A 23960-nucleotide genomic window follows, 5' to 3' on the forward strand; every position below is an offset into this window, starting at 1 on the left:
TCTGCTTAGTTCGCTTCCATAAAGTTGGGTAAGTCGGGGACAGGCAGCACGGAAAGCACTTTTAAGCGCTGAAGGGTCCGGGATTGCGCGCGTTCAAGGTGATCTTTCAGGCAGGCGGCCGCCAGCGCCCAGTTTCCTTTCAGCAACATGTCATACACCAGAGCGTGTTCTTCCAGGGTGGCGGTTTCTACCGGAATGGCCAGTAAATCATAGAAGATACGCGTGATGATGAAAGGAGACTGATGCTGGCGCAGGATCTGCATCATCAGCTTATTACCTGCGGGCTCGAGGCAGCGGATGTGAAGATCTTCTTCCAGTAACTCCAGTTCCGCGGCAGTCAATTGTCGACCTTTATAACCTTGCGTCTTTTGCAGCATGGACGCCAGCCACGCCGACGAAAGGTGAGGTCCAGCCTTGCACAACGCTGCGGGTTCGAGGCTGGCGCGGATCTCGAAGTGATCGGCGATTTCGCGCGCGGTAAGCGGGCCGGTCAACCACTGTGAGTAAGGCTCTTTTTCTACCAGTCCCTTGTCGCGCAAACGCATCAGACTTTCACGGATTACCGAGCGGCTAACATTATAATATTGTGCCGCTTTTTGCTCATTAACCGAATAACAGCCAAATACCATGGCTGTTGAGAGTACAACCTGCAGGTTCTCCAGCACCTTTTCACCACTGGTGCGGGTATCCACCAATGGCTGCTGTTCATCAAGGCCGAAGAGCTCCCTGGTCAAGGCGAGGCGCAATGGCTCGACCTCTTCGTCAGGCTGTGCCACGATAAAACCACGCCCCTCGAAGCGGGTAATTAACCCTTCTTCATGTAACAGACTGAGCGCCCGACGCACCGGCACCCGGCTGGTACCGAATAGTTGTGCTAACGGACCCTCCAGAAGTACCAGCCCCTTTGGCACTCGCTGGGCAACCAGAATATGACGTAAAAACTGACGAATAACTTCATAGCGCGCAGCGGCGGTATCTTCCGTTGCCGCATGCGAAGGGTTTGTCTGCATGACCATATTTTCGATCCTTACCTCATCAAACTTACCTTATCACATCCTGAGCGGTGTCATACCAACCCCCATCATTAGCACCGCGGTAGTGCAGGCTGCCCACTAATGGATCATCACATAAAATATACATTTATAACTCCTGTTCATGATGCTCTTCTACACCTGTTATCTCATTACCTCACCCACTTATATCTTCTTGAAATTACGGTAATAAAACAAAATTAATACGATATGATCACATTTTAGACACTTTATTGTCATTCTTCTGGCACTTGTTTTGCTATGTTTAAATGGATTTTTATTTAAATATACATTTAAGGGTGATATGAACGCGAATACGATTCGCCTGCAATTTCAGCGGGGCCAGATTGATGCCTGTGCCATTGCGGCGTTGTTTGCCAGAGGTCAGCTTTCGCCACTTGCGTTTACGGAAGCCTGCCTGACGGCGGCCAAAGAGACCCAGGGGATTTTTATTACGCTGACTCCCGAACGCGCCCGTCAGGAGGCTGCCGCCTCGACGCAGCGCTGGCGCGAGGGCGCGCCGCTGAGCCCATTGGATGGTATTCCGGTCTGCTGGAAAGATTTATTCGATATCGCCGGGACCCGAACCACTGCAGGATCCGCAACCCGCCTGGATGCGCCTCTCGCGACACACGATGCCGGAATGGTGGTGCGCCTGACGCAGGCGGGAATGGTGACTATCGGCAAAACCAATCTGAGTGAGTTTGCCTTTTCCGGTCTGGGTATTAACCCAACGTTTACCACGCCGGCATTACTGGCAACCGATGGTGAGGAACATGTTCCTGGCGGCTCTTCCAGCGGCGCGGCGCGAGCGGTTGCTCAAGGGGTGGCCTGCATTGCAATAGGAACGGACACCGCGGGTTCCGTGCGCATCCCTGCTGCGTTTAGCGGCGTGATCGGTTTTCGCGCCAGCCGTCATCGCTATGACGCGAGCGGAGTGTTTCCCCTGGCGGCGTCTCTCGATACGCTCGGGCCTCTTTGTCGCAGCGTCCGTGATGCTTACGCCCTTGATGTCATTCTCTGTGGCGAGGAGACGTCGTCGTCGACGGTGTCACGGTTAATTGTCGATCCGGAAATTCTCAATGCCGCTGATATTAGCGTCCGTGACAACAGTGCTTCGTTGCTGTCCCGATTAGCGGCGTCAGGCGTCGTTGTTGAATATCGGCGCCTGCCAGCCTTACATGAAGCACTTAACTGGATTGCTCACCATGGCTGGCCAGGGGCGATTGAAGCCTTTCAGTTACATGCCTCTCTGCTGGCGTCACCGGCAGCAACAGCGATGGATCCCCTCATTCGCCGCCGACTGCTGGCCTCCGGCACGATTGATCCGGCGGTGCTCACCACCTTTTTGCGTCTACGTCCGATCTGGCAGCAGGCACTGGCTGAAGAACTCAATGGCGCGATTTTGGTGACACCAACGGTCGCGCATACCGCGCCGCGGCTGGCGCCCTTGCAGGCGGATGCCGAGGCATTTGCCTTCGCCAATAGCGCCACGCTGCGCTTAACCATGCCAGGCAGTTTACTGGATATGCCCGGTCTCGCTGTGCCAAGCGGTACGACCGCGAACGGCCTGTATACCAGTCTGCTTTTCTCTTCACCGAACGGTGAAGATCGCTCGCTTTTAAGCGCTGCCTGTGCGGTAGCGCATCTGCTGGCGCCTTCCAAAGGTGATGGCGCTAATTCGTTATCCCTCAACTCAAAAGGAAAATAAACATGGCCAAAGAAATCCTTTGCGCATTTGGTGTGGACGTTGATGCCGTTGCCGGCTGGCTGGGGTCATACGGTGGCGAAGATTCTCCGGATGATATTTCACGCGGCTTGTTTGCCGGGGAAGTGGGCGCGCCGCGGCTGCTGAAACTGTTCGCGGAGCAGCAATTACGTACGACGTGGTTTATTCCCGGGCATTCGATAGAAACCTTTCCGGAGCAGATGAAAGCGGTTGTGGAGGCAGGACATGAGGTGGGGATCCATGGTTATAGCCATGAGAACCCGATTGCCATGACACCTGCCCAGGAGGAAGCGGTGCTGGATCGTAGCATCGAACTGGTGACGCAGTTAGCCGGTAAACGCCCAACCGGGTATGTGGCGCCGTGGTGGGAGTTTAGCAATGTGACTAACGAGCTGCTGTTAAAAAAGGGCATTAAATACGACCACAGTCTGATGCACAACGACTTCCATCCGTACTATGTCAGGGTTGGCGACAGCTGGACAAAAATCGACTACAGCAAGCATCCCGATGCGTGGATGAAACCATTGCAGCGCGGACAGGAGACGGATCTGGTTGAAATTCCAGCCAACTGGTACCTCGACGATCTACCACCGATGATGTTTATCAAAAAATCCCCTAATAGCCATGGCTTCGTTAACCCTCGTCATCTGGAGGAGATGTGGCGCGACCAGTTCGACTGGGTCTATCGCGAAAATGAGTACGCCGTCTTCACCATGACTATCCATCCCGATGTTTCCGGCCGTCCTCAGGTGTTGTTAATGCTTGAACGCCTGATTCAGTACATCCGTAGCCACGATGGCGTTCGCTTCGTGACCTTTGACGAAATTGCAGATGATTTTAAAGCGCGCAAACCGCGCTCGGCATAATGTCATTTACCCCCTGACAGAGGGATTACGCTATGAGCATTTTTAACAAGACTTCCGTAAACGGCTGGCAGCCGCAGCAGTTAACCATCAAGGATGTGAAATTTGCCACCTGGATTGCCTTTTTTGCCTGGGTTTTCGCTGTCTACGATTTCATCCTTTTTGGCACATTATTGCCGGAAATCGGTCTCCATTTTGGCTGGGATGAGGTAGAGCAAGCGGAAATCGCCACCTGGGTGGCGGTTGGCGGCGCAGTGATTGCGCTGGCGATTGGTCCGCTGGTCGATCGTCTGGGACGCCGGATGGGGATTGTCATTACCGTTGGCGGTGCCGCGTTGTGCTCATTATTGACCGCTGTGGGCGGTGCATGGGGGAAAGGGGCGCTGACGGCCATTCGCTCTGTCGCGGGGTTGGGCTACGCGGAACAAACGGTGAACGCTACCTATTTATCAGAACTGTATACCGCGCTCGACGATCCAAAACTCAATAAACGTAAAGGGTTTGTCTACAGTCTTGTGCAAGGTGGTTGGCCGGTCGGTGCACTAGTCGCTTCAGCGCTGACCGCCATTTTAATGCCCATCATCGGCTGGCAGGGCAGCTTCATTTTTGCAGCATTACCCTCACTGGTTATCGCTGTGCTGGCGCTAAAACTTAAAGAAACACCTCAATTCCAGGTACAAAAGAAAATCCAACATTTGCGTGAACAAGGGCAGGTCGCCGAAGCCCGTCAGGTAGCCCAGGATTATCAGATTTCATGGGAGGAACATCACCGCGGTGGGATTGCCGCAGCGTTTCGAGGCACATCGCTGCGCGCCACCCTGGTACTGGGGGCGGCGGTACTGATCAACTGGTTTGCCATTCAGATTTTTAGCGTGCTCGGTACGACGGTCATCACCAAAACCCATGATGTTTCTTTTAACAACTCGTTGCTTATCTTAATCCTGTCCAATCTGGTGGGCTATTGCGGTTACCTGGCCCATGGCTGGCTGGGTGACCGGATTGGGCGTCGTAATACTATCGCGGTCGGCTGGATGCTGGGGGGGGGGGCGTTTGCTGGCATGCTCTACTGCCCGGACAACTTTGCCACTATCGTCACGCTCTACAGTATTGGTTTGTTCTTCCTGATTGGTCCCTACGCTGCAGCGCTGTTTTTCATTAGTGAAAGCTTTCCTACCGCCATCCGTGCTACGGCAGGGGCGTTGATTGGCGCGATGGGACCGGTCGGGGCGATCATCGCCAGCGTTGGTACCACCGCAGTGTTAAGCCATGGAGGGCACTGGCAGGATGCTGCGCTGTGGTTTGGCGCCATACCCTGCTTTATCTCAGGTGTGGTGATGTGGCTGGCGCGTGGCGATGTCCAGCGCGCGTCAGGGATGAACAAGACCGTTAACACACAACCTCAGGCGTAAGGAGCGATGATGGAAACCACAAACATCAGTCAGCGAGTAGCGGCAATCAGTGGTGCGGCAAGCGGCATTGGTCTGGCGCTGGCCACCCTGTATGCCCGCCGCGGAATACGGGTGATCGCCGGTTACTACCCGGACGATCCGCATGACCCTACTGTCGCTGCTGCACAGGTTGAGGAGGCTGGTGGCGATGCACTCTGGCTGCCGCTGAATGTCGCCGATACGGCGTCGGTTGATACGTTTATAGCGCAAGGCGTCGCTCATTATGGCCGTCTTGATTATGTCATCGCCAATGCGGGGATCTTACGCTGCGCGTCTATTGAAGAGATGAACGACGACCGCTGGAACGAAATGCTTAATGTGGACCTCACCGGCGTGATGCGGTGTTTCCGGGCGGCTACGCCACGACTGATCAGCGGTGGGAGTTTGGTCGCAATCTCATCGATTGCCGGGGGCGTCTATGGCTGGCAGGAGCACGCCCACTACGCGGCGGCGAAAGCCGCAGTCCCAGGGATTTGTCGCTCACTGGCCGTTGAGCTTGCACCGCGAGGTATTCGCTGCAACGCCGTGATCCCCGGATTGATTGAAACCCCACAGTCGCTGGATAAGCAGAACTCTCTGGGGCCGGAGGGGCTGGCAAAAGCAGCCAGATCGATTCCACTGGGACGGGTTGGCTGTCCGGATGATATCGCTCGCGTAGTGGCTTTTCTCACCAGCGACGAAAGCCGCTATCTGACCGGGCAAAGCCTTATTGTCGACGGTGGTTTGACCGTCCGCTGGCCGGATTAAGGAGCCACTATGCAGTTGCAAAACAGACGTTGTGTTGTGACGGGCGCGGCAAGTGGTATCGGCGAGGCTATCGCACTGCTTTTTGCCGGCGAAGGGGCTCGACTGATACTCACCGACCGGGACCGTAATAAACTGGAAGGGGTGGTACAGCGTTGTCGGTTAATTGGGGCGCATTGCTATGGCGTGGTGGCTGATGTCGGCGAGGTCGACGGGGCAACGGCTGGCGTGGATGCCTGCCTGGGGCACTATGAAGGGATTGACGTGCTGGTCAACAACGCAGGCATGCTTACCCAGGCTCCCTGCACCGATATCACTCTGGATATGTGGGAAACCATGATGGCCGTCGATCTGCGCAGCGTGTTTCTGGCCTGCCAGCGAGCTCTGCCAGTGATGTTAAGCCAACGCTGGGGACGCATTATCAATATCGCTTCCCAACTGGGCATCAAAGGTGGGGCAGAGCTGTGTCACTATGCGGCCGCTAAGGCTGGCGTGATCGGCCTGACGAAATCTCTGGCGCTGGAAGTCTCCAGCCGAAATGTGCTGGTTAACGCTATCGCCCCAGGACCGATTGAAACCCCGCTTATTGAGGGTATTCACCAGGCGTGGAAAACGGCCAAAACGGCGGAGCTGCCGCTGGGGCGCTTTGGGCGAGCAGAAGAAGTGGCGCCGGTGGCGCTGCTGCTGGCCAGCGAGCCTGGGGGTAACCTGTTCGTTGGCCAGACGCTGGGGCCAAATTCGGGTGATGTGATGCCTTGAGGAGTGGATGATGTGCGGAGTGTGCGGCCTGCTTGATAACGGGCCGCAGTGGAGCGATCCGCTGCGGCAGGATATTCCCCTACGCCAGCTGCGTCTGCGGCAGCTGGCATTACTAAACCGTACGCTGAAGCCCTGGCGCCTCTCGCTGACGGAGTTTCATGGTCAATGGCTACTGGCCAGCCCGACGGGACAACAGGTGCTGGTCCACTCCCTGGATCGGTTGTGGAAAGAAGCCGAGAACATGCTGCATCAGGCGATCGATCCGCTCGATGATGCCTGGTTAGCCTCGCTTGAGGCCAAAGGGGAAAACGATGCCTGCTGAAGAGAAATTACCCCTCCATGTGCTGAGCGGGTTCCTGGGTAGCGGTAAAACAACGCTGCTGAAAAACTGGCTCGCCCGGCAGAACGTGAACGATATTGCTCTGCTGGTGAATGAGTTTGGCGAGGTGGGGATCGACCATCATCTGCTTCACGCAGTCGCGCCGGATACTGTGTTATTGCCGAGCGGTTGCGTATGCTGTCAGATTCGTGGGGAATTGCAGGCCGCTCTGCTGGCGCTTTATGAACGGCGGGCGCGCGGCCTGATCCCGGCGTTTCGCTACGTTGTTCTGGAAACCAGCGGGCTGGCCGATCCGGCTCCCATCTTATCGACACTTCTCCACGATCGTCAGTTGCAGAGCCATTTCACGCCAGGGACGCTGGTCACACTCGTCGATGCGGAACATGCCCACCGTCAAGCCGATCTTCAGCCCGAGTGGCTTGCGCAGGTGACGGCGGCGGACAAACTGCTGGTGAGTAAAAGCGATCGCGTTGCCCCCGAGGAGACGGTGACGCTCGAGCAGTGGCTGCGTCAGCTTAATCCGCTGGCGGAAGTGAGCACTACGCGGCTGGCGCAGGATACCCCGGACTGGCTGTTCCGAAGTGAAGTATTTCGCGGCTCTTATGAACAGCGGTTCCGCTGGTTAGGGTCATGTGCTGACAACACGTTTTCGTTGGTGCCAAAGCGCGATGGCGGGGCGCATCCCACGACAGAAACATGCGTGATTTCGCTTGAGCAGTCGTTAAACTGGCCCGCTTTTGCTATCTGGTTATCCATGCTATTACATTGCCATGGTAACGCGGTGCTGAGAATGAAAGGCATTTTGCGTGTAAGCGACAGTGAGACTCCGGTGGTTATTCATGGTGTACAGCACACGTTGCATCCTCCGGTGCATTTGGATGACTGGCCAGGAGCCTTAAGCCATTCAACGTTGGTATTTATCTTACGTGGACTGGAGGCGCATCGCTTGCAGCAGGCCTTTAGCCGCTTTATGCAAGTATTACAGGAGTCCTGAAGGGATGAGTTCTGCGGCGATTATTTCTCCTCCATTAACGCTTCGGGTGTTGGGCACGTCGGTGACATTACTGGAGATATTGCGTGTTCGCGCTGAGCAGGAGCTGGGGATTAAGATCGAATACCTGCTGCATAGCGTGGAAGATGCCCAGCGCATCGCGGTTATGCAGCCTGACAGTTACGATCTCTATGACCAGTGGTTTCATAATATCGATTTTGTCTGGCCGGCCCGTGCTATTCAGCCGCTGGAGGTGAAGCGGCTGAAATATTGGGACGAGGTGAACGAACTGGCGAAGCAGGGCACCCTGAACGGCGTTGTGGCCGATGGCAGCGTACCGTCCCAGCGCTTGTACGTTCAACGGGATCGCCATTTAAGCAGCCAGCCGAGCGATCTCATCAGCATGCTGCCATTGACGCATAATGCCGATAGCTTTGCTTATCATGTCGACCGTCTTCCCGAGGCGCTTCAGCAGGAAGAAGAGAGTTGGGGATGGTTGCTGCATAGCGCGCTTACTGGCGCGGTCGCCCTGCAAGAGGATGCAGCTATGGGAGGGATCGATGCCGCTCTGGCCATGCAGGGCGCGGGGATGGCGCAGTTTGCCGATATTGGCAATTTGACGTTGGAAGAGATCGATGTTTTGACACAAGGATTAGCCCATCTTAATCGCCAGGGACACTTTGCCGCATTCTGGTCGTCCCAGGAGCAGGCATGCGATTTAATCGATAATCGATGCGTTGAGGTCCAGAGCTTATGGGCTCCCATCTATTTCCGGCACCATTTCCATCAGCGAGGCTATAAAATGGCGCGCCCACGTGAAGGCTATCGGGCGTGGTATGGCGGCATGTCGCTGTCTCGCTGCGTGACTGGGAAGGTAAAAGAAGCGGCCTATGATTACCTTAACTGGTGGCAGTCTGGTTGGCCCGGCGCAGTAATGGCCCGGCAGGGGTATTATATTTCCAACCCTCAGCGAAGCCGCGCTTTTCTGTCTCAGGCCGAATGGGACTATTGGTATGCAGGAAAACCGGCAGCTGAATTACTCCTCGATGCCTCTGGCGCGCCGCTTATTCCTGCGGGTGAGCGTCGGGATGGTGGAAGCTACGAGCAGCGGATGGGACATATTGCGGTATGGAATTCGGTGATGGATGAACATAACTATCTGACGCGACGCTGGCAGGAGGCGCTGATGCGCCGCTAGCTCTTATGCGGCTGGGCCGGACAGAACTGAGGCAGACCTGACGGAAGCTAAAAAGCAAAAAGCCTGCTCGAAAGCAGGCTTTTTTAAATTTGGCTCCTCTGACTGGACTCGAACCAGTGACATACGGATTAACAGTCCGCCGTTCTACCGACTGAACTACAGAGGAATCGTGTGAACGAGGCGCATACTACTGGCCTCGCATTTTTGTGTCAACACTAAAATTAACTTGCTGATTCAACTGGCTAAATTTAGCTCAAGGCGTTGTTTTAGTGAACAATGCGCCGATTGTCTTCATCCTGCAGGCCATTCTCACGTATCCGCTGCAGCGGATCCTGCTGGTAGAAGTGGCAAAAACGCTGCCACAGGGCGGGGAAGCGGGGCGCGAACAACTCGGGCGCGCTGAAAAAATATTCCGAGAGGACGGCAAAGCACTCCGCGGGGTCGGTGGCGGCATAGGCGTCAATGCTGGCGGCGCTTTCCCCCACCAGGTCTATCTCATCCTGAATATTGTTCATTGCCGCGTGGAGATCGTGCTCCCAGCCGGCAACCTCGCGTAATGGGATAAGCGGCACGCCGCTGGCCCGATCGCCATTCCTCGCATCCAGCTTATGCGCCACCTCGTGCACCACGAGGTTAAAGCCTGACGCATCAAAGGAGTCCTGAATATCCAGCCAGTTCAGCACTACAGGCCCCTGCTGCCAGCTTTGTCCCGATTGCACCACTCGCTGGTTATGGACCAGACCAATATCATCTTCCCATTCATCATCCACGACGAACGGGACTGGGTAGATCAGCACTTCATGGAAACCGTCCAGCCACTCTATTCCCAGCTCAAGCACTGGCAGACAAAAGAGCAGGGCAATGCGTGCCTGATGCAGCGGGGTGAGCTCCAGCCCCTGCAGCGCCACTAGACGTTTTTGCTGTAAGAAACGGGCAGCCAACTGAGTAAGCTTGCGCTGCTCAGTGGGAGAAAGATGAGCTAAAACCGGAATGGCAAGCGCTTGCTCCCAGGGCATCTCTGCGTTGCCGGACTCATCATCTGCTTTCCAGGGCCATTTAAACATCATATTGCTCGCAAAGTCGTCACTTGAACACGATTACCGAAACGGGAGCTATTAAAATGCCAAAGATCCTGGCATTATAGCAACCACAACAGCGGAGAGATGCCGGAGCGGCTGAACGGACCGGTCTCGAAAACCGGAGTAGGGGCAACTCTACCGGGGGTTCAAATCCCCCTCTCTCCGCCACTTTTCTCTTAATGACCATTCCCCTTCAATCACACCGTTAGCTTCAGGTATAACGCCTGCGCTGGGGTATCGCCATCATCATCGTCCTGGTTTCAGCGTAGAGACGCGGTAGCGCGCTTTATCCTTTTAGGACCTTATCGCCGCTTTTTGCCCGAACGAGCTTAAACGCATCATAAAGAGGGAAGGTACGCCTGGAAAGCGGCAATGTCGAAAAGAGTGATCTCAACGGAGCGGGAACATCAAAAAGCCCGCTGAACGCGGGCTTTGACGGGGATCAGAACTGATAGACCAGGCCGAGGGCGACGATGTCATCGGTCGCGATACCGCTGTTTTTGTAGAAGCGGTCGTCTTCATCCAGCAGGTTGATTTTGTAATCCACATAGGTGGACATATTTTTGTTGAAGTAGTAGGTCATGCCCACGTCGACATACTTGACCAGATCCTTGTCGCCGTAGCGAGAATAGGTGTAGAGATCTTTACCCTTCGACTGCAGATAGGCGACAGACGGACGCAGCGGTAAATTAAAGTCGTCAAACTGATACTGCGCGACCACTTCGAAGTTCTGCGTTTTGTTGGCAATCCCACCAAAACTATCGTTGCCGTAGAAGGTCATGTTGCGGGTTTCAGCATACATGGCGGCCAGATAGATGTTGTTGGCGTCATATTTCGCGCCGACGGTCCAGGCGTCAGCTTTATCGCCATTGGCGTAGCGCTGGCTGCTACGAGCCTCTGCCAGCTGGTTATGGGTACGGTCAGAAGACGAATACGCTGCCCCTACGCTGATCCCCATATCAAGATCGTAGTAGCTGGAGATACCGAAACCGTCGCCATTTTCCCGCGCCAGTTTACGTTTGCCGCCGTTATTAGTGCCTTCGCCAGAACCGGCGTTTTCATTATTACCCTGATACTGCAGAGCGAAATGCAGACCGTCGACGAGGCCGAAGAAGTCGCTGTTACGGTAGGTTGCCACGCCGTTGGTACGGCCGGTCATGTAAACGTCGGTCTGGGTGTAGGTATCGCCGCCGAATTCCGGCAGCATATCGGTCCAGGATTCAATGTCGTACACCACGCCGTAGTTACGACCGTAGTCCAGTGAGCCGTAGTCGGCAAACTTCAGACCAGCGAAGGCCAGACGGGTCCAGGAGTTTGCGCCTTCTTTTTCAGTGGTATTTGCCTGAATGTTGTATTCCCACTGACCGTAGCCGGTTAACTCGGAAGCGATCTGCGTTTCGCCTTTTATACCAAAGCGAGCATAGGTCTGATCGCCATCCTCTGAAGTGTCGTCAGAGAAGTAGTGCAGGCCGTCGACTTTTCCGTAAAGGTCCAGTTTGTTGCCGTTGTTGTTATAGATTTCCGCGGCATTAACGGCATTGGCCATTAATAATGCCGGTACCATGAGTGCCAGTACTTTTCTTTTCATTATATATTCCCTTTTAATAATAATTTCTATGAATTATGACAATCCCTCCGGAATGACTATCAGATACTAACGACTAAGTTCATTTTTATTTAAAATAAAAGATGTAAATAAATAATATAAAACATTTCAATTTATTTCAATTTGGTTCTTTATATTGTTTATGAATAATTTTTGGTGGAGTATTATTTTGTTATATAGCAATGGGATATGACTTGGTTTGATTGATTTTGTTAACTTAATGAAATGAGTTGTATGAATTAACATCAAGACATCATTCATCACGAAAATTGCTTTTTGGCCGGCAAAAATAGTCAATAGATTATCAATACAACACGCGATCTCCCGCGCCGGAATAAACTTTTCGCATGGGGAGAAGAATAAATAAAACACTCCAGCGCCCGCTCACCGGCAGCATAAGTCGCAGGTTGACGCAGAAGATGGGGATGAAACTGCTGCCTGCTGCGCAGGTTGGCGGTATAATGTGATGCTTGTCACGTTTTGAGTGGCGGTAGTGTGTTGTGTCACGGAGAGGAATGAGATGGAAGAGCAGGCAAAACGCAGCCCCGGAGGGAAGCTCGCGTTATGGGCGTTGTATGCTTTTTGCGGATATTGTGTCTGGGTCATCGTGCGTTACTGGTGGGTGGTCGGAAAAATTCACAGCGTTCCCGGCGCCAGCGTGGAGGGCGATTTGGGAACCACGGCGGGAAAATGGCTTGGCGCGCTGTTGGGGATGTTAGTCCTTGCGGGCATTGGCGCGATCCTCGGGGCGGTTGTCTGGTATACCCGGCCGTCTCGCGGCGAGCGGGATCATCAGCGGTAAAGTTGCTATGCTCGAGGCTGACCTTCACATAAAGGAAAGCCTATGAACCTGGTTGACTGGCAGCAACGATATGAGCACTGGATACTGACGCACCACGCGCAGGATGATGCCGCACACGATCTGTCCCATTTTCGTCGCGTCTGGGCCACGGCTACCCAGCTGGCCGCCGGGGAGGAGGTCGACCGACTGGTACTCCTCACGGCCTGCTATTTTCATGACATCGTCAGCTTGCCGAAGAATCATCCGGAGCGAAGCCGTTCCTCGATGATGGCCGCTGAGAAAACCCTCGCTATTCTACAGTCGTCATTTGCCGATTTTCCCGCGGAGCGTTACGCGGCGGTCAGTCATGCCATCGAGGCACACAGCTTCAGCGCGGCGATCCCGCCGCGCACGCTGGAGGCGAAAATCGTCCAGGATGCCGACCGTCTTGAGTCGCTGGGGGCGATTGGCCTGGCGCGGGTCTTCGCCGTCGCCGGCGCCCTGAATACCATCTTGTTTGATGCTGAAGATCCATTTGCTGACCGGCGGGCGCTGGATGACCGCCAATATGCCCTCGATCATTTCCAGTGCAAACTCCTGCGCCTGCCGGAGACCATGCAGACGGCCAGAGGAAAAGAGATGGCGCAGCACAATGCCCGCTTCCTCGTCGAATTTATGGCCAAGCTTAGCGCGGAGCTGCAGGGGGAGCCGCTGGCGCTGGATGAAGCGGTTTTACGCCGCTTTGCACCGCAGGCGTCAACCGACCGGTGATTTATGGTACTCTCTGCAAAAATCGTCCGCGCTGGTTGAGGATATGCCGCAAAAGTTAATTAAGGAAAACAGGTCGTTGCCGCTGGCTGAGCAGGCCGGGGAAGAGGCTCAGGCGCTGCTGCGTCAGCTGATGACGATCTATGATGTGAAAACGCTGGTCGCCGAACTGGTAAGCGTCGGCGAACAGCACTGGAGCGCGGCGATCCTCAAGCGCGTGGCGGCGCTCTCCCGCGCGGCGGGGCGTTTGCGTCCGCAGGAGATCGCCCATCTGGCGACGCTGCTGCCGGCGCCGCCAGCTCATCACCCGCATTATGCGTTCCGCTTTGTCGATTTGTTTGCCGGTATCGGCGGGATCCGCAACGGTTTTGAAGCCATCGGCGGGCAGTGCGTCTTTACCAGCGAGTGGAACAAGCACGCGGTGCGTACCTACAAGGCCAACTGGTACTGTGATCCGCAACAGCATCGTTTTAATGAAGATATCCGCGATGTCACGCTCAGCCACCGCCCCGATGTCAGCGATGAAGAAGCGGCGCAGCATATCCGCGAGACGATTCCTCAGCATGATGTCTTGCTGGCCGGCTTTCCCTGCCAGCCTTTCTCACTCGCTGGCGTCTCCAAAAAAAATGCCATGGGGCGCGCGCACGGCTTTGCCTGCGAAACCCAGGGGACGCTATTTTTTGATGTCGTGAGAATTATCGCCGCGCGTCAGCCGGCGATTTTTGTGCTGGAGAATGTCAAAAACCTCAAAAGCCACGATCAGGGGCGCACCTTCCGCATCATCATGCAGACGCTGGATGAGCTGGGGTATGAGGTGGCCGATGCCGGGTATACCGGGCCGGATGACCCTAAGGTCATCGACGGGCGCCATTTCTTACCACAGCACCGGGAGCGCATCGTGCTGGTGGGTTTCCGCCGCGACCTGCAGCTGCATGAAGGATTTACGCTGCGCGATATCGCTGCGCTCTATCCGGCGGTGCGGCCGACGTTTGGCGAGCTGCTGGAGCCGACGGTGGATGCCAAATTTATCCTTACGCCGGTGTTGTGGAAATATCTCTATCGTTATGCCCGCAAGCATCAGGCGCGGGGTAATGGCTTTGGTTATGGCCTGGTAGACCCCGGTAATCCCCACAGCGTGGCTCGAACACTCTCTGCCCGCTACTATAAAGACGGTGCCGAAATTCTCGTCGACCGCGGCTGGGACCGGCCGTTGGGCGAGCAGCATTTTGACGATCCACAGAACCAACAGCGGCGGCCTCGCCGGTTGACGCCGCGCGAATGCGCCCGGCTGATGGGCTTTGAATCGCCCCAGGGTTCACGGTTCCGCATTCCAGTGTCGGATACCCAGGCCTATCGTCAGTTCGGCAACTCGGTGGTGGTTCCGGTCTTCGCCGCGGTGGCGAAGCTCCTGGCGCCACGTATCGCCCAGGCGGTGGCGCGTCGCGAAGCGGATGATAACGATGGCGGATGTTCACGATAAAGCCACGCGCAGTAAAAATATGCGGGCTATCGCCACGCGCGATACGGCGATTGAAAAGCGGATAGCGGCGCTGCTGACCGGGGCGGGATTCACCTTTGTCGCCCAGGATCGCGCGCTGCCAGGACGCCCCGATTTCGCCTTACCCGACTACCGCTGCGTTATCTTTACTCACGGCTGTTTCTGGCATCACCATGACTGTTATCTGTTTAAGGTGCCGGCCACCCGGACGGCTTTCTGGCTGGATAAAATCGCTGGCAACGTGGCGCGTGACGCCCGCGACCGGCAACAGCTGGCTGAGCAGGGCTGGCGGGTGCTTATCATCTGGGAATGCGCCCTGCGCGGCCGGTTGAAACTAAATGATGAGGCGCTCACCGAGCGTCTGGAAGAGTGGATCTGCGGCGCCGGGCACGACGCGCAGATCGATACGCAGGGGATCCGCGAGCTGGCGTTTACTTCGCCGCCTTGCAAGGAGTAGCTTCGCTGCGGGCGGGGAAGAGATATTTTCCCAGCGTCACCAGCACTACGGCGAAAATAATCACTGCCAGCGCCAGCCATTCAATGAGCGACAGGCTTTCACCGCCAAACCCGGTACCGAGCAAGACGGCCACCACCGGGTTAACATAGGCATAGCTGGTGGCTACCGCCGGGGTGACGTTGCGGATCAAAAACATGTAGGCGTTGATGGCGATTAGCGAGCCAAAGATAGCCAGGTAGGCCAGGGCGGCGATCCCGGACCACGAGGGGACATGGGTTAACGTCTCACCGGTCAGCCATGACGAGACCAGCAGGACGATCCCGGCGGCGAGCATCTCGATAGCTCCCGCCATCATGCCGGTCGGCAGCTCAATCCGCGACCCGTAAACCGAGCCGAACGCCCAGCTTAGCGAACCAATCAGGATCAGCAGCGCGCCCCAGGGGTTGCCGTTCAGGTTGCCACCGCTGTTGAGCATGACGATACCTGCCAGGCCAATGGCAATGCCCAGCCACTCCAGTTTACGGGTGGCGATGCCGAAAAAGCGGCTGAAACATAGCGTGAACAGCGGCACGGTGGCGACCATCACCGCCGCGATCCCTGACGGAACGTGCTGATGTTCGGCGAGAGTGACGAAGCCGTTGCCGACGGCAAGCAGCAAGACCCCGATCAGCGCGGCGTTAAGCAGCGGCCGGCGGGCTGGCAGCTTATGGCCGGTGGCCAGCAGCCAGCCCAGCAGTAGCACGCCGGCAGAGAGAAAGCGAATACCGGCCATCATCAGCGGCGGCCAGCTGGCGACGCCGACGGCGATGGCAAAATAGGTAGAGCCCCAAATGATATACAGCGCAAACAGCGCCCCGATAAGCGGTAACAGCTGACGGGTAGACATACTTCCTCACGACGGTGCAGAGATAGAAAGGGGACATATAGTAAACGTGAAAACTATCGCGCTGGCGAGCGCTTAATTTGCGCGAGTTTGTTAAATTTATATTGACTAATTGTACCTTGGGCACCGGCCGTTTTTTAACGCATACTCGAAGGAGACATTGATGAAAAGAGAAGGAAATTATTTTGGCAGGAAGTAGTCTTTTAACGTTACTCGATGATATCGCCACGCTGCTGGACGATATTTCCGTGATGGGCAAGCTGGCGGCGAAAAAAACAGCCGGGGTATTGGGCGACGATCTGTCGCTCAATGCTCAGCAGGTGACCGGCGTGCGAGCGAATCGTGAACTGCCGGTCGTCTGGGGCGTGGCGAAAGGTTCGTTCATTAATAAAGTGATCCTCGTGCCGCTGGCGCTATTGATCAGTGCTTTTATCCCCTGGGCGATTACGCCGTTGCTGATGCTGGGAGGCGCATTCCTCTGTTTTGAAGGGGTGGAGAAGGTCCTTCACAGCCTGGAGGCGCGTAAGCACAAGGAAGACCCTGCGCAACGGCAGCAGCGTCTTCAGGCGCTGGCGGAACGTGACCCGCTGGCCTTTGAGCGTGACAAAGTGAAAGGGGCGATTCGCACCGATTTTATTTTGTCCGCGGAAATTGTCGCCATCACCCTCGGCATTGTGGCGGAAGCGCCGCTGCTCAATCAGATCCTGATCCTCTCGGGGATCGCGATTCTGGTCACCATCGGGGTCTATGGCCTGGTGGGGGTGATCGTTAAGCTGGACGACATGGGCTACTGGCTGGCAGAGAAACGCGCTGCGCTGGCGCAATGGCTGGGCAAAGGATTGTTAGTGGTAGCCCCCTGGCTGATGAAAGTGCTCTCCATCGTTGGGACGCTGGCGATGTTCCTTGTCGGCGGCGGGATTGTGGTTCACGGCATTGCGCCACTGCATCATGCCATTGAGCACTGGAGCGCGGGGCTGGGCGGGATATTGGCTTCCCTGCTGCCGGTCATTGCCAACCTGGTGCTGGGTTTTATCATTGGCGCAGTGGTGCTGGCGGGCGTGAAAGTGGTGAGCAGTTTGCGCCGGTCGGTGAAGTAGAGTGGCTGCACGCAGCGTGACGGCGCTGCGTCGTCTACGCTAAAAGCGCGTCCGGCGTCGACACCAGCCGGGGCGCTGATGTCGTCAGGTTTGCGCAACGTACTGCGAGATAATGATGGATAAGCCACTTCGGTTGAAGATAAACAAGCTCCGCCACCTGACTCGCCCGGCGCATGTGGTTAACGTTTGTTTTATTGTGGTGCTTTTTTTCTCCACGTTACTGATCTGGCGTGAAATCAACGTTCTGGAAGAGGCTTATGTGGCCAACCAGCGCAATAATCTGGCTAATGTCGCCCATGAAATGGATGGGTTGCTGCAGTTCAATATTGACCGGATGATGTTTTTTCGCCACGGCATGCAGTCTGCTCTTGAGCAGCCGCTCGATATCGACGTATTGCGTAGTGCCAGTCAGCGCTATCTGAGCCAGCGTCACCAGGAGGCCTGGCGAGTGGCGCTGCCGAATCGTCGTACGCTGCCGGTGTTTGGCGTCTCGGGGAGCGTCGTCGGTAACAACCCTATGCTGCTGAAGGACGATCCGCTCGCGGCTGATGAGTTGATGGCGACGCTGGAGCTGGGGTATCTGTTGAATCTGACGCAACATGACCGCGATTTCGCCGAGCGGATGCAGTATATCTCTCGCAGCGGCTTTTTCACCTCGACCCTGCCGCTGCGGGACGAGTCGCAGGTGATGACCCACTATTCGCAAGCCATCAGCGCCCTCTGGTTTACCCGACAGAGCCAGCGGAATAATCCGGGGCGGGGCGTTATCTGGCAAACCTTTCCTGACGATGACCCGCAGCTGGAAGAGCAGGTGGTCACCGCTTCGATACCGCTGGATTTCGCCGGTTACTGGCGCGGGGTGCTGGCGATGGATTTCTCGGTCAGTGAAATAAAAGCGTTTTTGGTCAGCGCCATGCAGGGCGGACAGGAGGGGGAGTACCAGCTTTATGATAGCCATTTGAACCTGCTGGCCTCTTCCGCGCCGGGGAATGTCCTGACGCTATTGTCCCCCAGGGAACAGGAACTGCTCAGCCGCGCGTTTGTCCATGATAACCAGGGGGGGCTGCGCTTGCTGACGCGCTATATCAGCTGGGCCAAACTGCGCAATTTTGACGGCGTGTTGCTGCGGATCCACACCCTGCGGGAAGGCGTGCGGGGCAATTTTGGCACCATCACCATCGCCCTGACCCTGATGTGGGTCCTCTTCACCTTGATGCTGTTGCTCTCCTGGCTGGTGATCCGCCGCATGGTCCGCAATATGAGCGTCCTGCAAACCTCCCTTGAATGGCAGGCATGGCATGATGCCTTAACCCGTCTGCTCAATCGCGGGGCGCTGTTTGAACAGGCGATGGCGGTAGCCAGCGCCTGCCAGCGCAGTGGACGGCCGCTGTCGGTGATCCAGCTCGATCTGGATCACTTCAAGCGCATCAACGATCGCTATGGCCATCAGGCGGGTGACAGAGTGCTGTCGACGGTGGCCAGTACCCTTGCCAGCACCGTTCGTGAGGATGACTTGCTGGGCCGCGTGGGCGGGGAGGAGTTTTGTGTCGTGCTGCCGAATACCACACTACAGGACGCGGTGGCGGTGGCAGAGCGGCTACGCCTGCGAATTCAGGGCCGGGAGGTCTTTTTACATAACAATGTGACGCTGCGGGTCAGTGCCTCGCTGGGGGTCAGTACCAGCGAAGAGCAGGGGGAGTATCAGTTTGAAGCCTTACAGTCAGTGGCCGATCGTCGTCTCTATCTGGCAAAGCAGAACGGCCGCAATCAGGTCTGTTTTCGCAGCGAAGCGTGAGCAAAACGTTTCGCCCGAATCAGGCGAAATGAGATTTTTCTTAAAGTGTTCGACGGGGATCGCGCTATCGAATGAAACCGGTTTGCGGCGAAGCCTTCTCGCATCAGCCCTGCAGCCCTGCTCAAAGCAAAGCGCTAACATTCTCAATAATTTGCGTCATGAATATCGCTTGTCATGCAAAATAATTGAGGATAATGTTTTAACGCATCGGATTTCCCGGTGTAACGAATTTTCAAGTGCTTCTTGCATTAGCAAGTTTGATCCCGACTCCTGCGAGTCGGGATTTTTTTCGCCTGCCGTTAGCGGTTAACTTCACTGGCGCTGAAATCGTGAATGTCGAGCTCAAATGCCTCCGCCAGTTCGCGCCAGGTATGTGACCCGCGGCCATCAATGCTGGCGCGCTGTGGGTCGTCCAGAGTGCGATGGATTTCACTTTCGCTAATCTCATTAATCGCTGCCAGTAGCGCATCCACGTTGACATCAACGTCATTTCCGGCCTGGCCAGTCAATCGATTCTTCATCATTACCCCCTCGCTGAGCGTCGCTCAAGCCTCTTTAAGTATAGTCGGTCTAAAAAAACACCAGTCATGGGCCGCGACGCTGCGAGTTGCGTGGTTTTGTTCTACACTGGCTGAAAAATAGAGGAGAGTGAATATGCAGGTGAACGATCGTGTCACGGTGAAGACCGACGGTGGCCCACGTCGATCGGGGGTAGTGCTGGCAATTGAGTCGTTTAGTGAAGGGACGATGTATCTGGTTTCGCTGGAAGACTATCCTTTAGGGATCTGGTTTTTCAACGAAATAGGGCATCCGGATGGGATCTTCGTCGAAAAAGAAGCCTCATAAAACGGGACTGGCGGTACTACCGCCAGTCTGTTTCAACGCAGATTCACCTGAATACCTGACGTTACGTTTTCGGTCAGTCGAACGATATGGTAAATCACCTGCTTATTGTGCGTTTGTATTTTCTTTTTAATATTGCCTTTATGCGATGATACCGTCTTCGCTTTGATGTTCATTTGCGTTGAAATTTGTGACGTGCCGTGCCCGGCCATCCACATTTGCAGCATATTTGATTCTGTTTTACTCAGCGACAACGTCGGTAAATTTAATTGCCCCAGGCTACTGTTTTTGTATTTTAGATAATTAACCAGAATAACATCAAGGTCTTTTGGCGTTATCGATTTCGAACTGATCAGCAGGTTTTTCCGTACCCGCAAATAGCGGTCAAAATGAATGTTTGCCAGCGACATAAAGATAACAAACAGCGTCGCCGGGTTTTGCGTAATGATCTGGCGAATAATGCCATTACTTTCATCATCATGCACGAAGCAGTCTTCATTAAGAAACACCACTGCCGGACAACACGACGCGCAATGTTTTTGCAAATCTGTCGCGCAATGGACCTCAACGATTTCCTGTTTTTTTATTCCCCGACTGGTCAGATAACCCGTTAAGCCTAACCGGGTATAACTGCACAAATCCATAATCATCGTTGACATGACCCATCCTCAATCAACACGTAACGATATTCTCTTCACACGCATTGTGCGAAGCAGTCCTTGCGAGCAGTAATAGTAGGTTTACGAAAGAACCTATTAGTTCCGTTAAACTATTCCGCATCTATGCATATAATTTGCCAGGAAAACTCTTAAAGTAAAGTCGAGAACCGGTAGTGTGAGCGGATTAAAAACAAAAAGTGCCCATAGATGCTATGGTTACGCCCCAAACATTATTTTATTTTCGGAATTTCCTTATTTCAAATGAAGGCGGTGCTGCCCGTTCCTGTTTTGCCCGGTTTTTCCGCCGGGAGCGGGGGTGGAAGGCTTAACGCTTTAATGCCACAATACTTTTTTATCGGCTTGTGGGATGAATGATGAAACAGTTAGTTTTTGCGGGCATGGTGGTGGCGCTGGCCGGATGTGTGCAGGTTGATCATTACGATGACGTCGTTAAAGCACCGGCGCCGGCTGGCCTTGAGGGCTACTGGCAATCGAAAGGGCCGCAGAGTGAAATGATGAGCCCTGACGCGATCGCCAGCCTGATCGTCACTAAAGAAGGGGATACCTTCGACTGCCGCCAGTGGCAGCGCGTGATCGCGCAGCCGGGTAAACTGATGAACCGCGATAACCAGATCTACAACGTTACCGCTTCCCTGGATATCTATCCAATCGAGCGTGAGGGCAATACCCTCTCCTACGATCGTATGACGTTGACTCGCGTTGAACGCCTCACCCCTGAGTGTGAAAAGGCGTGGGCCAAAGCGCGTACGACAGGGGCCGTCAGCGCGCCGGCTTCCGTGCGCTGAGGTTCCGGCGGGCCCGTTCCGGCCCGCCAGGTACATCGCCAGCTGACTACAGCACGGCTTCCATCACCCACACGCTCACGCTACCCCCGTTGCAGGTAAAGATCGCGCTACCCTCAGCGTCGGTTTCGACAATCTCTTCCCGGTTGCCGAGAAAATCCCGCCAGCGTTTATTGCCATAGTTCTCGCCCAGCGTCAGGGTTTTTTCTCCCTCATCGCCATTGGACATCACCACCACGCAGCCGGGATCCTCGTCGGTGCCGCTACGGCTGAAGGCAATACAGTTGGGGTGATCGAACCACAGCGTTTGCACGCCATGGGCAAAGCGCTGACGGGCGTCGATCAGTTCATGCAGTTGTTCGATAACGGGCATCTCAATGGCGTAGGTTTGTCCATCGCCGCCGGTATCTTCATAGGATGCGCCGAAAAGATCGGCATAAAAGACCGACGGCACACCATTTTCACGCAGCAGGATCAGCGCATAGGCCAGCGGCTTGAACCAGGGTTCAACCGGCGCCTCGAGGGCCTGCAGCGGCTGCGTATCGTGGTTTGTCACCAGCGTCACGGCGTGAAAAGGGTCTGCTTCCACCAGCGTGCCGCTGAATATCTGGCTCATGTCATAATCGCGCCCCTGGCGTGAGGCTTCATGAAATTTCATCTGCAGCGGGGCATCGAACAGCATCGTCTTGCCCTCGACCAGGTCGATATACTGCTGGAGCTTTTCCACCTCATGGGACCAATACTCCGCGACAATAAACAGCGGCTGCGGCGCCACCTCCTGGACGTGCTCGATCCACGCTTTGTAAAACCAGGCGGGGATATGCTTCACGGCGTCAAGACGAAAACCATCGCAGCCGGTCTGCTCCATGACCCAGCGCGCCCAATATTTGATCTCCTCGGTAACGGCGTGATTACGAAAATCAATGTTGGCGCCCATCAGGTAGTCGAAGTTACCAAGCTCATCGTCGACCTGCTCGTTCCAGCCTTCACCGGTGTAATCGTTGACGATTTTAAACACACCGTCTTCCGTCGGATTCTCAATGTGGTCGATGCCGCTAAAGCATTTGTAGTCCCAGACAAATTGCGAATACTGCCCGGCCCGCACCGGAAAGGTATAGCGAGTCCATGCCTCACACTCAATGATCTCCTCGGCAATCTGGGTGCGATCGTGCTCATCGACGCGCTGCACCTGCAGGGTTTCTTTTTCATCGGCGCCCATTTTGTGGTTCACCACCACATCCAGCAGCACGGCGATATCATGCTCTTTCAGAGCCTTCATCGCCGCCAGCAGCTGCGCTTTATCGCCATATTTGGTGGCGACTGAACCCTTTTGATCAAACTCACCAAGGTCGAAGAGATCATAGGTGTCATAGCCGACGGAATAACCGCCCGAGGCGCCTTTATAGGCGGGCGGCAACCAGACCATATTGATGCCGATTTCATTCAGGCTGGGGGCCAGCGCTTCGACTTCACGCCATAGCTCGCCGCCGGCGGGGTAGTACCAGTGAAAACATTGCAACAAAGTGGGGTTTTTCATCTTCCATGCTCCAGACGTCAACAGGCTGACCTTTGCAGTATGGGAGATATCCCGCAAAACGGGAGAGGAAAGCCCTGATTTTCGCTATACCCTAATCGGGATCATATATAATAAATTGGCATAAGATGTAGCGTAACGATGTTGGTGCCGGGCCGTTAAGCGCCTTACACTACAGGAAAATCCTAACCTTCGGGGTATCTATGAAATTAGCACTTCTGGGTCGTCAGGCGCTGATGGGCGCGATGGCCGTTGTTTTGATGGCTGGCGTTAGCGTGAAAACTTTTGCAGCGGAAAACCTGCTCAATCAGGTTAAAGAGCGCGGTACCCTGCGCGTGGGCCTCGAAGGCACCTATCCTCCTTTCAGCTTCCAGGGCGATGACGGCAAGCTGACCGGATTTGAAGTGGAGTTTGCCAACGAGCTGGCGAAACATCTTGGCGTGAAAGCCGATCTCAAACCGACCAAATGGGACGGTATGCTGGCCTCGCTGGACTCCAAACGCATTGACGTGGTGATTAACCAGGTCACTATCTCCGATGAGCGTAAGAAGAAATACGATTTCTCAACCCCGTACACTATCTCCGGTGTGCAGGCGCTGGTGAAGAAAGGTAACGAAGGCGCGATTAAAACCGCGGCGGATCTGAAAGGCAAGAAAGTCGGCGTCGGGCTGGGCACTAACTATGAAGAGTGGCTGCGTCAGAACGTCCAGGGCGTTGATGTTCGCACCTATGATGATGACCCGACTAAATACCAGGATCTGCGTGTAGGCCGTATTGACGCCATTCTGGTTGACCGTCTGGCCGCGCTGGATCTGGTGAAGAAAACTAACAATACGCTGGCGGTAACCGGTGAAGCATTCTCCCGTCAGGAGGCCGGCGTGGCGCTGCGCAAAGGCAACGACGATCTGCTGAAAGCGATTGACGCCGCGATCGCGGATATGCAGAAAGATGGCACCCTGAAGGCGCTGTCAGAGAAATGGTTTGGCGCTGACGTGACGAAATAACGGTCAGTGGTGAAAAAAGGCGCTCCTGGAAGCGCCTTTTTTTATTTAGC

Annotated in this window: 24 protein-coding genes and 2 tRNA genes; 18 read left to right on the plus strand and 8 right to left on the minus strand. The window is 55.2% G+C overall.

Translation table 11 applies throughout. The features are described from left to right. Window positions 1-5: 5 nt before the first annotated feature. On the minus strand, window positions 6-1016 hold the full coding sequence (locus tag AC3EMD_RS08835; protein WP_016161421.1) for a GntR family transcriptional regulator: 1011 nt from the start codon (window positions 1014-1016) through the stop codon (window positions 6-8). A 319-nt stretch (window positions 1017-1335) separates the two neighbouring features. Between AC3EMD_RS08835 and AC3EMD_RS08840 the strand changes: the two genes are divergently transcribed. Genes AC3EMD_RS08840 through AC3EMD_RS08875 form a run of 8 tightly spaced genes read left to right on the plus strand, consistent with a single transcriptional unit; the run spans window position 1336 to window position 9103 of the window. Then, window positions 1336-2742 carry an amidase family protein gene (locus AC3EMD_RS08840; RefSeq protein WP_302074039.1) on the plus strand — a complete coding sequence of 469 codons (1407 nt, stop codon included), beginning with the start codon at window positions 1336-1338 and terminating at the stop codon, window positions 2740-2742. Window positions 2743-2744: 2 nt separating this feature from the next. Then, on the plus strand, window positions 2745-3626 hold the full coding sequence (locus AC3EMD_RS08845; RefSeq protein WP_016161418.1) for a polysaccharide deacetylase family protein: 882 nt from the start codon (window positions 2745-2747) through the stop codon (window positions 3624-3626). Window positions 3627-3658: 32 nt separating this feature from the next. Beyond that, the gene (locus tag AC3EMD_RS08850; RefSeq protein WP_064160533.1) at window positions 3659-5032 is read left to right on the plus strand and encodes an MFS transporter; all 1374 of its coding nucleotides are present in this window, start codon (window positions 3659-3661) and stop codon (window positions 5030-5032) included. A 9-nt stretch (window positions 5033-5041) separates the two neighbouring features. After that, window positions 5042-5818: an SDR family NAD(P)-dependent oxidoreductase gene (locus AC3EMD_RS08855; protein ID WP_016161416.1), complete on the plus strand. Its 777-nt coding sequence runs from the start codon at window positions 5042-5044 to the stop codon at window positions 5816-5818. A 9-nt stretch (window positions 5819-5827) separates the two neighbouring features. Then, window positions 5828-6574 carry an SDR family NAD(P)-dependent oxidoreductase gene (locus AC3EMD_RS08860; protein ID WP_022065159.1) on the plus strand — a complete coding sequence of 249 codons (747 nt, stop codon included), beginning with the start codon at window positions 5828-5830 and terminating at the stop codon, window positions 6572-6574. 10 nt (window positions 6575-6584) lie between these two features. Then, the gene (locus AC3EMD_RS08865) at window positions 6585-6896 is read left to right on the plus strand and encodes a hypothetical protein (protein ID WP_016161414.1); all 312 of its coding nucleotides are present in this window, start codon (window positions 6585-6587) and stop codon (window positions 6894-6896) included. Further along, window positions 6886-7908, plus strand: coding sequence for a CobW family GTP-binding protein (locus tag AC3EMD_RS08870; RefSeq protein WP_088717414.1), 1023 nt, complete (start codon window positions 6886-6888; stop codon window positions 7906-7908). Before AC3EMD_RS08865 ends, AC3EMD_RS08870 begins: the two co-directional genes overlap by 11 nt. A 4-nt stretch (window positions 7909-7912) precedes the next feature. Beyond that, window positions 7913-9103 carry an ABC transporter substrate-binding protein gene (locus tag AC3EMD_RS08875; RefSeq protein WP_016161412.1) on the plus strand — a complete coding sequence of 397 codons (1191 nt, stop codon included), beginning with the start codon at window positions 7913-7915 and terminating at the stop codon, window positions 9101-9103. Window positions 9104-9193: 90 nt separating this feature from the next. Here AC3EMD_RS08875 and AC3EMD_RS08880 read toward each other — a convergent pair. Then, a tRNA-Asn gene (locus tag AC3EMD_RS08880) sits at window positions 9194-9269 on the minus strand. 100 nt (window positions 9270-9369) lie between these two features. Continuing rightward, entirely contained in the window at window positions 9370-10170 is an 801-nt protein-coding gene (gene mtfA / locus AC3EMD_RS08885; RefSeq protein ID WP_302074040.1) for a DgsA anti-repressor MtfA, read from the minus strand. Between the two features lie 90 nt (window positions 10171-10260). Here mtfA and AC3EMD_RS08890 point away from each other — a divergent pair. Next, window positions 10261-10350 (plus strand) — tRNA-Ser (locus AC3EMD_RS08890). A 274-nt stretch (window positions 10351-10624) separates the two neighbouring features. Here the strand turns inward: AC3EMD_RS08890 and ompC are convergent. Next, window positions 10625-11770, minus strand: a complete 1146-nt coding sequence (gene ompC, locus AC3EMD_RS08895) for a porin OmpC (protein ID WP_008804200.1) — start codon at window positions 11768-11770, stop codon at window positions 10625-10627. A 538-nt stretch (window positions 11771-12308) separates the two neighbouring features. Between ompC and drpB the strand changes: the two genes are divergently transcribed. The 4 genes from drpB (at window position 12309) to AC3EMD_RS08915 (ending at window position 15292) form a co-directional block, all read left to right on the plus strand. Then, a complete protein-coding gene (drpB, locus tag AC3EMD_RS08900; RefSeq protein WP_008804201.1) occupies window positions 12309-12590 on the plus strand; it encodes a cell division protein DrpB in 282 nt (93 codons plus the stop codon). A 42-nt stretch (window positions 12591-12632) separates the two neighbouring features. Then, entirely contained in the window at window positions 12633-13340 is a 708-nt protein-coding gene (locus AC3EMD_RS08905) for a phosphohydrolase (protein WP_022065155.1), read from the plus strand. A gap of 76 nt (window positions 13341-13416) precedes the next feature. Then, window positions 13417-14817 carry a DNA cytosine methyltransferase gene (locus AC3EMD_RS08910; RefSeq protein WP_302074181.1) on the plus strand — a complete coding sequence of 467 codons (1401 nt, stop codon included), beginning with the start codon at window positions 13417-13419 and terminating at the stop codon, window positions 14815-14817. Further along, window positions 14798-15292 (plus strand): very short patch repair endonuclease, encoded by a 495-nt coding sequence (locus AC3EMD_RS08915; protein WP_008804204.1) that lies wholly within the window; start codon window positions 14798-14800, stop codon window positions 15290-15292. The genes AC3EMD_RS08910 and AC3EMD_RS08915 overlap by 20 nt, the downstream gene beginning before the upstream one ends. On the opposite strand, the gene yedA is transcribed toward AC3EMD_RS08915, so the two are convergent. After that, window positions 15267-16178, minus strand: coding sequence for a drug/metabolite exporter YedA (gene yedA / locus AC3EMD_RS08920; protein ID WP_008804205.1), 912 nt, complete (start codon window positions 16176-16178; stop codon window positions 15267-15269). The two genes, AC3EMD_RS08915 and yedA, sit on opposite strands and share 26 nt — an antisense overlap. Before the next feature lie 182 nt (window positions 16179-16360). On the opposite strand from yedA, the gene AC3EMD_RS08925 reads away from it, so the two are divergent. Both AC3EMD_RS08925 and dgcQ read left to right on the plus strand, forming a co-directional pair. After that, window positions 16361-17272: a DUF808 domain-containing protein gene (locus AC3EMD_RS08925; RefSeq protein WP_008804206.1), complete on the plus strand. Its 912-nt coding sequence runs from the start codon at window positions 16361-16363 to the stop codon at window positions 17270-17272. Window positions 17273-17387: 115 nt separating this feature from the next. Further along, complete coding sequence (gene dgcQ / locus AC3EMD_RS08930; protein ID WP_038422733.1) at window positions 17388-19067, plus strand: cellulose biosynthesis regulator diguanylate cyclase DgcQ; 1680 nt, start codon at window positions 17388-17390, stop codon at window positions 19065-19067. A 299-nt stretch (window positions 19068-19366) separates the two neighbouring features. On the opposite strand, the gene AC3EMD_RS08935 is transcribed toward dgcQ, so the two are convergent. Then, the gene (locus AC3EMD_RS08935; protein ID WP_032691215.1) at window positions 19367-19588 is read right to left on the minus strand and encodes a YodD family protein; all 222 of its coding nucleotides are present in this window, start codon (window positions 19586-19588) and stop codon (window positions 19367-19369) included. 133 nt (window positions 19589-19721) lie between these two features. Here AC3EMD_RS08935 and dsrB point away from each other — a divergent pair, with 133 nt between their 5' ends. Further along, on the plus strand, window positions 19722-19913 hold the full coding sequence (gene dsrB / locus AC3EMD_RS08940; protein ID WP_012541227.1) for a protein DsrB: 192 nt from the start codon (window positions 19722-19724) through the stop codon (window positions 19911-19913). 32 nt (window positions 19914-19945) lie between these two features. Here dsrB and rcsA read toward each other — a convergent pair whose 3' ends face one another. Beyond that, window positions 19946-20569: a transcriptional regulator RcsA gene (gene rcsA / locus AC3EMD_RS08945; RefSeq protein WP_008804210.1), complete on the minus strand. Its 624-nt coding sequence runs from the start codon at window positions 20567-20569 to the stop codon at window positions 19946-19948. A 371-nt stretch (window positions 20570-20940) separates the two neighbouring features. On the opposite strand from rcsA, the gene yedD reads away from it, so the two are divergent. Next, window positions 20941-21375 carry a lipoprotein YedD gene (gene yedD / locus AC3EMD_RS08950; protein WP_074423851.1) on the plus strand — a complete coding sequence of 145 codons (435 nt, stop codon included), beginning with the start codon at window positions 20941-20943 and terminating at the stop codon, window positions 21373-21375. Between the two features lie 46 nt (window positions 21376-21421). Here the strand turns inward: yedD and amyA are convergent, their stop codons facing one another. Continuing rightward, entirely contained in the window at window positions 21422-22909 is a 1488-nt protein-coding gene (amyA, locus tag AC3EMD_RS08955; protein ID WP_008804212.1) for an alpha-amylase, read from the minus strand. 200 nt (window positions 22910-23109) lie between these two features. Between amyA and tcyJ the strand changes: the two genes are divergently transcribed. Continuing rightward, complete coding sequence (gene tcyJ / locus AC3EMD_RS08960; RefSeq protein ID WP_008804213.1) at window positions 23110-23910, plus strand: cystine ABC transporter substrate-binding protein; 801 nt, start codon at window positions 23110-23112, stop codon at window positions 23908-23910. Window positions 23911-23960: the final 50 nt, after the last annotated feature.

This window comes from Klebsiella sp. PK18, assembly GCF_057784655.1.

Excerpts from the sequence above, each read along its gene's own strand:
- dsrB (WP_012541227.1), top strand. The coding sequence starts at position 19,722 with ATGCAGGTGAACGATCGTGTCACGGTGAAGACCGACGGTGGCCCACGT.
- drpB (WP_008804201.1), top strand. The coding sequence starts at position 12,309 with ATGGAAGAGCAGGCAAAACGCAGCCCCGGAGGGAAGCTCGCGTTATGG.
- AC3EMD_RS08865 (WP_016161414.1), top strand. The coding sequence starts at position 6,585 with ATGTGCGGAGTGTGCGGCCTGCTTGATAACGGGCCGCAGTGGAGCGAT.
- AC3EMD_RS08855 (WP_016161416.1), top strand. The coding sequence starts at position 5,042 with ATGGAAACCACAAACATCAGTCAGCGAGTAGCGGCAATCAGTGGTGCG.
- AC3EMD_RS08850 (WP_064160533.1), top strand. The coding sequence starts at position 3,659 with ATGAGCATTTTTAACAAGACTTCCGTAAACGGCTGGCAGCCGCAGCAG.
- mtfA (WP_302074040.1), bottom strand. The coding sequence starts at position 10,170 with ATGATGTTTAAATGGCCCTGGAAAGCAGATGATGAGTCCGGCAACGCA.
- AC3EMD_RS08835 (WP_016161421.1), bottom strand. The coding sequence starts at position 1,016 with ATGGTCATGCAGACAAACCCTTCGCATGCGGCAACGGAAGATACCGCC.
- AC3EMD_RS08860 (WP_022065159.1), top strand. The coding sequence starts at position 5,828 with ATGCAGTTGCAAAACAGACGTTGTGTTGTGACGGGCGCGGCAAGTGGT.
- AC3EMD_RS08875 (WP_016161412.1), top strand. The coding sequence starts at position 7,913 with ATGAGTTCTGCGGCGATTATTTCTCCTCCATTAACGCTTCGGGTGTTG.
- AC3EMD_RS08935 (WP_032691215.1), bottom strand. The coding sequence starts at position 19,588 with ATGAAGAATCGATTGACTGGCCAGGCCGGAAATGACGTTGATGTCAAC.
- yedD (WP_074423851.1), top strand. The coding sequence starts at position 20,941 with ATGATGAAACAGTTAGTTTTTGCGGGCATGGTGGTGGCGCTGGCCGGA.
- ompC (WP_008804200.1), bottom strand. The coding sequence starts at position 11,770 with ATGAAAAGAAAAGTACTGGCACTCATGGTACCGGCATTATTAATGGCC.
- yedA (WP_008804205.1), bottom strand. The coding sequence starts at position 16,178 with ATGTCTACCCGTCAGCTGTTACCGCTTATCGGGGCGCTGTTTGCGCTG.
- rcsA (WP_008804210.1), bottom strand. The coding sequence starts at position 20,569 with ATGTCAACGATGATTATGGATTTGTGCAGTTATACCCGGTTAGGCTTA.
- amyA (WP_008804212.1), bottom strand. The coding sequence starts at position 22,909 with ATGAAAAACCCCACTTTGTTGCAATGTTTTCACTGGTACTACCCCGCC.
- AC3EMD_RS08840 (WP_302074039.1), top strand. The coding sequence starts at position 1,336 with ATGAACGCGAATACGATTCGCCTGCAATTTCAGCGGGGCCAGATTGAT.
- AC3EMD_RS08845 (WP_016161418.1), top strand. The coding sequence starts at position 2,745 with ATGGCCAAAGAAATCCTTTGCGCATTTGGTGTGGACGTTGATGCCGTT.
- AC3EMD_RS08905 (WP_022065155.1), top strand. The coding sequence starts at position 12,633 with ATGAACCTGGTTGACTGGCAGCAACGATATGAGCACTGGATACTGACG.
- dgcQ (WP_038422733.1), top strand. The coding sequence starts at position 17,388 with ATGGATAAGCCACTTCGGTTGAAGATAAACAAGCTCCGCCACCTGACT.
- AC3EMD_RS08915 (WP_008804204.1), top strand. The coding sequence starts at position 14,798 with ATGGCGGATGTTCACGATAAAGCCACGCGCAGTAAAAATATGCGGGCT.
- tcyJ (WP_008804213.1), top strand. The coding sequence starts at position 23,110 with ATGAAATTAGCACTTCTGGGTCGTCAGGCGCTGATGGGCGCGATGGCC.
- AC3EMD_RS08870 (WP_088717414.1), top strand. The coding sequence starts at position 6,886 with ATGCCTGCTGAAGAGAAATTACCCCTCCATGTGCTGAGCGGGTTCCTG.